Below are 7,302 nucleotides of genomic sequence, written 5' to 3'. Positions count from 1 at the left end.
GAAGCCGTAGCGAAAGTTGCCAAAACTTTCGGAGAGTTGTTAGCGATTAGCTTTTAGCTCCCCCCAACGTTTCCGTCTTGGGCTTGTCCCGGCGGAGCCACAACTGACAGTTACCACCCGCCCACAAAGCCCGTCTGAACTCTGGCGAGTCCAGCTACAGAGGTGGTCCGAAAGTGCTTCGAGTCATGTCGACACAGGTCACATCCAGCGGCATAACAATTTCCAATCAGTTGTCCGATTGAAGTCGATCGGCGGCTTCTTGATGATCTTGTGACAATTCCGGCTCATCGATCTCCGCATAGCAATTCGCCAGCGTTTGATGAGCGTTCGCAGCCAGCGCATCTGCGGCGAGCGCCCGTTCCAAGTCAGGAATCGCGTCGAGATAGCGTTCCATGCGATACAGAATCTGGCCGCGCGTTTCATAAAAATACGGTCCCGGCCGATCCACCGTTGCGATCGCTTGCTCGCTCAATTGCAACGCATGCTCAAGGTCTCCATCCTCGCGCTGACTCAGTGCCACGGCGAGGTTGTTCAGGATTGCGGCGCTGTTCGGAAGATGGCTCGAAGCCAGTTTCAAATGCTTCTCTGCCGTTTCCGTTCTGCCTTGGACAAGTGCCGCGGTGCCGCGGACAAAGTGAGCGATCCCTGGCGAGGAACCTTTCACCAGTGCATTGCGGATCGAGATAACTTCCTCTTCGTCGCTTTCGATCGTTTGCAGGACTTGGTTCGCGACGAGTGTGAGGACGCGCGGATTATTCGGTGCGTACTGCAACGCCACCTGCAGCATTTTGAGAATCCGCAGCTGGTCAGTCGCGGTCTCGTTCGGCTCCGATTCGATCTTGTTAATCCACGCGGCAAGGGTGTCACCCATCGCTTGCCGGAGAGCTTGGCGATGTTCCGGTTTCTTCATCCGATCGATCGAATCGGCGAGCGTGCGGACCGCTTGGTCGTGTTGGTCCAGAAAGACATGAGCCTGCGAAACGCCCAGGGCGAGTCCTGGGTTGGCGGGTTCTTCTTCGTGTCGTTTGGAGAGTCGTTCCAGCGTCGTGTTTGCCAAACGCGAGGACATTTCGTCCTCGCCAACCCTCTTGGCCAACGCCGCTGCCTGCAAACCAAGTCCGGGTGCCCGCTCGGCCAGTTCAACCAGGTGCGGGATCGCTGAACTGTACCGTTCGTCTGCAATTAAGTAGTTCGCATAGAGTTGTTTGATGCCGAGGTTATCCGGGCGGGATTGATTCAACAGTGCCAGCAGCTTTCCAAACTCGCGCCGGTCGTCAGTTTTTAGTTCCTGCCAAGATTTACCTTCGTACAACTTCCGAACCAGCCACATGGCCGCCGCGTCGTTTCGTCGTTCGAAAGCCAACTGCCGCATCATGGTAATGGCTTCGTCCGCCTTCTCCTGCCGATCGAGATTCTCCGCGTAGGCAAACAGCGTTTCGGCTGTCTGATCGCCACCTTCGAGCTGTCGACGAAGAAGCAGGTCCGCCGTTTCAAAGTCTTCACTAAGGACAGCGTTGGAGAGTTCTTCCTTGATCAGATTCCTTCGCCACGAACCGCCGTCGGTGAACGCGAAGAAACCGAGCGTTGCCAACGCTGCGCATAGCAGGATCGCTGGAATGCCGTGCGAGATATTCTTCCACGGGATCGAGATCGCCCAGAAGTAAACAAACTGCCCGAACCACCGCATCCACTGTATCGGGTTGAGGTACTGGATCACGACCGCACCTCCGAAAGAGAGTGCGTAGCGATAATAGGTTGTGGCTCACGATCGGGTAGTCGCGAAATGTCGAAGCCACGTAGGTCCGTCTCTCCGAGACGGACATCCATCACCGCGGGTAGTACATGTAAGTCTCGGAGAGACTTGCCTACGTGGGGGGTGAACAAACTTTGTTGACCGTGCGACGGAACGATTGCTCCGAGGTCGCCAGAGTTCTTTGAGTCGCCTTTTCGGATTTGCTCCGCGATCTTCTCCCGCAACAATGCAAAGTCACGAGCCACTTTCTCGGTTGCTGATGGTTCGAGCGGTTCGCTCGACGTCACCCAAATCTGCAACATTATGATCGGTTCGGTAACGTCCGCAGTTGCGTCAAATGATTCTGCCAATCGTCCTCCGAGTCGCCCCGGGCGTGCCGGTGGAGTCGGCGATTCACCGCTGCGAGTGATCGATGCGTACCAAAGGTGCCCGCGAGCATTGTCCGGCGTGCGGAAGACCGCATAGGCAACCGATGGAGTCTCTCTTTCTGCGATTTTTGGAATTCGAACTGATCGATTGAGTAGCTCCCATTTCTTGTTCTCGTAACAAAGGCACAATTCATGGAACTTGGCATACGTTTGGCTCATTACGAACTGCCCTGTTAATACTCCGTTGTCCGTGGTCTGTGTCGAATACCTCCAAACGTCAGCGTTCCTTCCGAGAATTGGATTCTCGTTGCCACGCGAAGTGGAGCGTTCCGTCAGCGTGAATTGATCCGCAATCGATTCAATCTGTTCGTCGGATGGATCCAAGATCAAACCGTCCACAAACATGCCAGTGCCGCCTTCAAATGGCATGCGTTCTACGCTAAAGGCGCGAACGGTCGTGACACTAAAAAGACCAACACTTACTAGCGCCAACGTGATCATCACGGGTTTTGTTTGCGGCAGCGTGATCCAGTTTGCTAGGCGGTTGGCGGGGCGGCTGTTGTAGATGTCTTGTGCTTTGACGCTCGCCCGGTAGTAGCCATCGGCAAGGCTTTCAAATGACCCGTCGTCGACACACGCATTCCATAGACGCATGATCGGATTTGAATTTGACGACGTAACCGCTTCACCAGTTGGGTGCAAGATTCCTGTGATCAATCGATCAAACGAGATCAGGAACAGTGCTGAGATAGCGAGGGTGGCATATCCGAGTAAATCATGCGACCAACCTTCGGCCCAGTCCCAGCCCATTGCATGATCGACAACCGCTACAGTGGTCACTCTCAGCACGTTGCCTGCAACGGCGAGCAAGCAGGCAATGACGAGATAAAAAGGTGCCAGCCATAATCTGCGTCGGTAATAGGCAATTAGAAGCGTGCTCAGAAACGCCAGCGTGAACACGGACTGAATCCCGCTGCACGCTTCAGCCACAAACAGATCTCGACTCGCGAGCTGGATGACGTTGTCCTTCACTGCATGAGGGACTCGCACAACATCGAGCAGCAAACTCGAGAGCTGAGTCGTGATTGGTTGCAACCTGAGAACAAGCAACGAATCGAACCCCAGCGGCAATCGTACCAAGAGGGCCAACGGCAACGCCAACGCAAGAAGCGAAGTGTCTTTGGGGCCACGCATCACATTCAGACACGCAGCCGCGAAGAAAAAGAACGCGATCGCGATCATCCAGGGCGATCGCACGTACCAGCCACCAGCCATTGCGACCGCTCCCAACGCCAAACTCCCGATGCTGATCCAACTGGTCGGAGGGTAGAACTTCCGATCACTGCGCGACCACGCAAGTCCCACCACCGCAAGAATCGCGAATGGAAAGTACTGATATTGCGGTAGTCGCCACATCCTCGAGAAGTAGATCACGAGCATCGGCATTCCTGATACCAGGAGCCCCACCCAGAACCATGTCCACGCCGATTGTTGCTTCAGGAACGCGATGATTCCGCCGTTCCGCGATGCAGCACGATTGCTTTCGGTATCGGGGAGTGGTTTGGGGGAGGGGGGGCTCAGACATGGTTGTCGCGTTTTTGCGTGCGTTGGATGTTTTTCCGCAATGATAATGAGACTTCTCATAATTCCAACGCGAATTCGGCTCCACCGTCCCCGCCTTCGAAAAGGCAATTGCACAAAAATTTGGCGATTTCTCAACATTCGATGCCAGTTCCGGCTGTCGATCGAGTCAACTCTTCCGTTTGTTGACCACGAAATACGCGAACCACACGAAATGATTGATCCGTAGCCGGAGTCGCCAAGACTTCGGGAAATTATTAGCTGTTAGCGATTGGCCCAACGCTTCCGTCCGGGCTTGTCCCGGCGGAGCCACAACTGACAGCTACTACCCGCCCCCAACACCCGTCTGAACTCAGGCGAGTCCAGCTACGAAGGCTGAGATCGTAGCGAAAGTTGCCAAAACCTTCGGTGATTCGTGGGAGCCAGCCGAACTCCTGGCGGGCTGTTGATTGATTCGTTTAACGGTCAGCCAAAGGCGACCTACTTGCCGCTGCACGTCGCCTACGGCTACCGGTTAAACGAAAACAGGTTGACCCTTGGTTGAATCGACAAACTTTCGGCGAATCTTGCTACGAAACATGGTCGCGACTCAGATGCATGATTTCATCAAACGTCGTCTTCGGGTTTCCCGTTGATTGGTGTCGTTGCAGCAACGGACGTTGGTTTCGCCGCCGCGGCTGACGCACGTAAACCAACTGCCCGGCCCGAAACAACGATCGGGGTTCGTGGTTGACCACCCTTCGGACCGTTGTCTTTGGTTTTGCGGTAATACCGGCTCGTGTGTCGGCCGTATCGATAATAGCCGTAGCCTTTGTACCCGTCGCTGCTACTCGACTCATCCGAGTTGTTGACAACAACACCCACCAGTCGGGCACCCACGTTTCGAAGAATGTTGGCAGCTTCCTTGAGGTTTGGTTTGCTCTTGCGACGAATCTTTAGCGTCATGACCACCACATCCACCATGCTCGCCAAAATGCTCGGGTCGGTCACGACCAGCAGCGGCGGTGTGTCAACGATGATGTAATCAAACTCGTCACGCAGCAGTTCGAGCAGTTCACCCATTTCGGACAGCGTCAATGCTTCAGCAGGGTTGGCCGGGATCGGACCCGATGGCATCAGTTTCAATGTGGCCAGCGGCGTATCGTGAATCGCTTCGATATGCTCGCAGTGTCCGTTGAGCACGTCGATCAGGCCGAGTTGTTCAGCGGACGCGAAGTTGTCGGTGATCTGTGGGCGACGAAGGTCGCAGTCGATCAGCAGTGTTTTCTTACCACTCTGAGCAATGCTGCACGCGAGGTTCCCAGCTATCGTACTCTTTCCATCTCCAGGCAGCGGGCTGGTCACCTGCAGGATCTTGCCGCCGGGAATGCCTGAGAGTTCGAAGAAAATGGATGTGCGGCAGGATCGGATTGATTCTGCGGGCACGGAAGCCGGTTGGTGCACGACGGCCAGATACGGGTCGAGTTTTTCGAACGGGTTCGGGTTGTCGGGTTTCGCCTTCCGTACGCGACCCTTGAAGAACGGCACGTGAGTAAGAATCGGTGCACCAACGGCCTCGGCGATCTCATCAGGGTCGCGGAACGTGTTGGCATTTTTCTCCAACAACAGTGCCAGGCCGCAACCGGCGGCAAGGCCGATAAATGTCCCAAAGCTAAGCATTTTTGCCATGTTGGGACCAACGCGGTACGCGTTGGATGGGGCACTGAGTTCGGTGACCTGCACGCCACCTTCTTCCTCTGTCAATTCAACTCGCGCCATTTGCTCTTCGAGTTGGTTGATCAGTTCACGGTTACGTTCAATCTCGCGAAGGATCGCATTGTTTTCCTGTTCATACCTCGCGAGTTTGACTGCTTCCGATTTCTCCGTTGCAATCTGAGAGTCGAGTTCTTTTATCTGTTGGCGTAGGAGTTCGACTTCGGCTTCGGATGCGTACAGGATGACGTCCACCGCTTCGCGTGCGCGTGCCGCGGGGTCGACGCCTTCCACTTTGTTGGCTTCCATCAGCTCGACGATCCGCTCGGCCTGTTCGGTGATCAAGCGTTTCAGTTCGCTCTTCATCATTTTCAGTTCGACATCGAGCTGTTTGACGGTTGGGTGCGAATCACCAAATTCGGCCGCGTACTTGTTGCGTTCGATGATGAGTGGAACAAGTTGTTGATCGAGTTCGAGCTGTTTCAGCTCGGCATCGCCCTCACGTAGATCCTGACGCGTTTGCATGACTTCAGGGATGTCGAACGTCGTACCGACGAGTTGCCCGATGATGGAAAGACTCACCGTCGGGTCTTTGCCTTCTTTCGCGATGCTTTTGATCGATGCCAATTCAATCGACTTTTGGCGAGCCTGTTCAAACAATTCACTGCGGCGCTCGGTCAAATAGAGTTGCCGTTCTCGGTGTGGGTTAACTGCTTTGCCTTCTTCGTTCCAAACCAGCGGGGCGCTGGTGCGGAAGTCACGGTAGCGTTGTTCGAGTTCTGTCATCTTGGGTTGCAATTGATCCGTCGCCAACGTGATCAGACGCAATAGTTCGGTACGCGAGCTTTTATGCTTTTCCGCAAAAAGTCTTTGTAACGCTGAGCTGTATGCTTTGACTGCGCCAAGGCACAACTCCCGGTCGGAGCTTTCGAATGCCAGTGTGGCGACGAGCGACGATGCCGAACGAGTGCCCTGGACATCGGGGCTGAATTGCAATGCTTTGGACGACATGCCCGCAAACGCGCGGGGATCATCGTTGAACTTAGCCCGAAATGCGTCGAAGCTATCATCCTCGAACGCATTCTTTGTAACGGTGTCCGAGAACAATTGTGAACGCAGGATATCGATCGAAGGCACGCCTCCGAGAACATCACCCGTCATGGTGTCCAGCACGGCCGGCCGATCGGATTCGAACATCAACCGGGTGGCTGATTTGAATGTTTCGGGGGTTTTCAAGAACGCAATGAACCCTCCCGCGGCCCCGAGAATCGCCGGGATAATCACCGCCCAGCGATATCGCCAGATCGCCGCCAGCATATCGGGGCCCGAATCACCTGAAGGTCCTTCGGGCATGCCCACGCCGGTCGCAGGGCTACCGAGCGTCTGATACGAACCGGAGCGGTCGGACTGGAATTCTGACAAAATGCTCATGCGTCAATCATTTGAGAAAATGCAGAGAAGTGGACCAAACACAGAGGGAGTTCGGTCACCGAACGCACAAGTGTACGAATCAGGTGCGGTTTGGGCTAGGAAAAGCGCGGCACGAAAACGGAAATCAGCCATCTCCGCCCGCACAAACCGCTTAACCGGATCGGTAGGATGATGTTCCCAACATGCCTGATCACTCCCAATAGACCGTAGCCGGAGTCGCCCGGGCTTCGGAAATTCACTAGTTGTTAGCAGCTAGCAATTAGCCTTTCGCACAACGCTTCCGCCTGGGCTTGCCCCGGCGGGGCCACGATTGACGGCTACCGACCAACACGAGGCACCTCCGATCTCCGTCCGGGCTCGTCCCGGCGGATTCAACGCATCTCCCAGCGCTCCCTCCTGCCGTAGCCGGAGTCGCCAAGACTTCGGACCCGCCTCCCCAATCCCGTCTGAACTCTGGCGAGTCCAGCTACGATGATT

At 55.3% G+C, this 7,302-nt stretch carries 3 protein-coding genes; all 3 read right to left on the bottom strand.

Translation table 11 applies throughout. The features are described from left to right. Positions 1 to 226: 226 nt before the first annotated feature. Positions 227 to 1,717 (bottom strand): hypothetical protein, encoded by a 1,491-nt coding sequence (locus RSSM_RS08965; RefSeq protein ID WP_008676946.1) that lies wholly within the window; start codon positions 1,715 to 1,717, stop codon positions 227 to 229. Beyond that, positions 1,714 to 3,765, bottom strand: a complete 2,052-nt coding sequence (gene xrtU / locus RSSM_RS08960) for an exosortase U (RefSeq protein ID WP_081613732.1) — start codon at positions 3,763 to 3,765, stop codon at positions 1,714 to 1,716. Before xrtU ends, RSSM_RS08965 begins: the two co-directional genes overlap by 4 nt. 543 nt (positions 3,766 to 4,308) lie before the next feature. Next, positions 4,309 to 6,825 (bottom strand): polysaccharide biosynthesis tyrosine autokinase, encoded by a 2,517-nt coding sequence (locus RSSM_RS08950; RefSeq protein ID WP_008676939.1) that lies wholly within the window; start codon positions 6,823 to 6,825, stop codon positions 4,309 to 4,311. Positions 6,826 to 7,302: the final 477 nt, after the last annotated feature.

Origin of the sequence: Aporhodopirellula sallentina SM41 (assembly GCF_000346505.1) — a bacterium.
In the GTDB taxonomy this organism is placed as follows: Bacteria; Planctomycetota; Planctomycetia; order Pirellulales; family Pirellulaceae; genus Rhodopirellula; species Rhodopirellula sallentina.
This window is presented reverse-complemented; position numbering and strand designations above follow the sequence as displayed.

Coding starts and splice junctions, on each gene's coding strand:
- xrtU (WP_081613732.1), bottom strand. CDS start 3,765: ATGAGAAGTCTCATTATCATTGCGGAAAAACATCCAACGCACGCAAAA.
- RSSM_RS08950 (WP_008676939.1), bottom strand. CDS start 6,825: ATGAGCATTTTGTCAGAATTCCAGTCCGACCGCTCCGGTTCGTATCAG.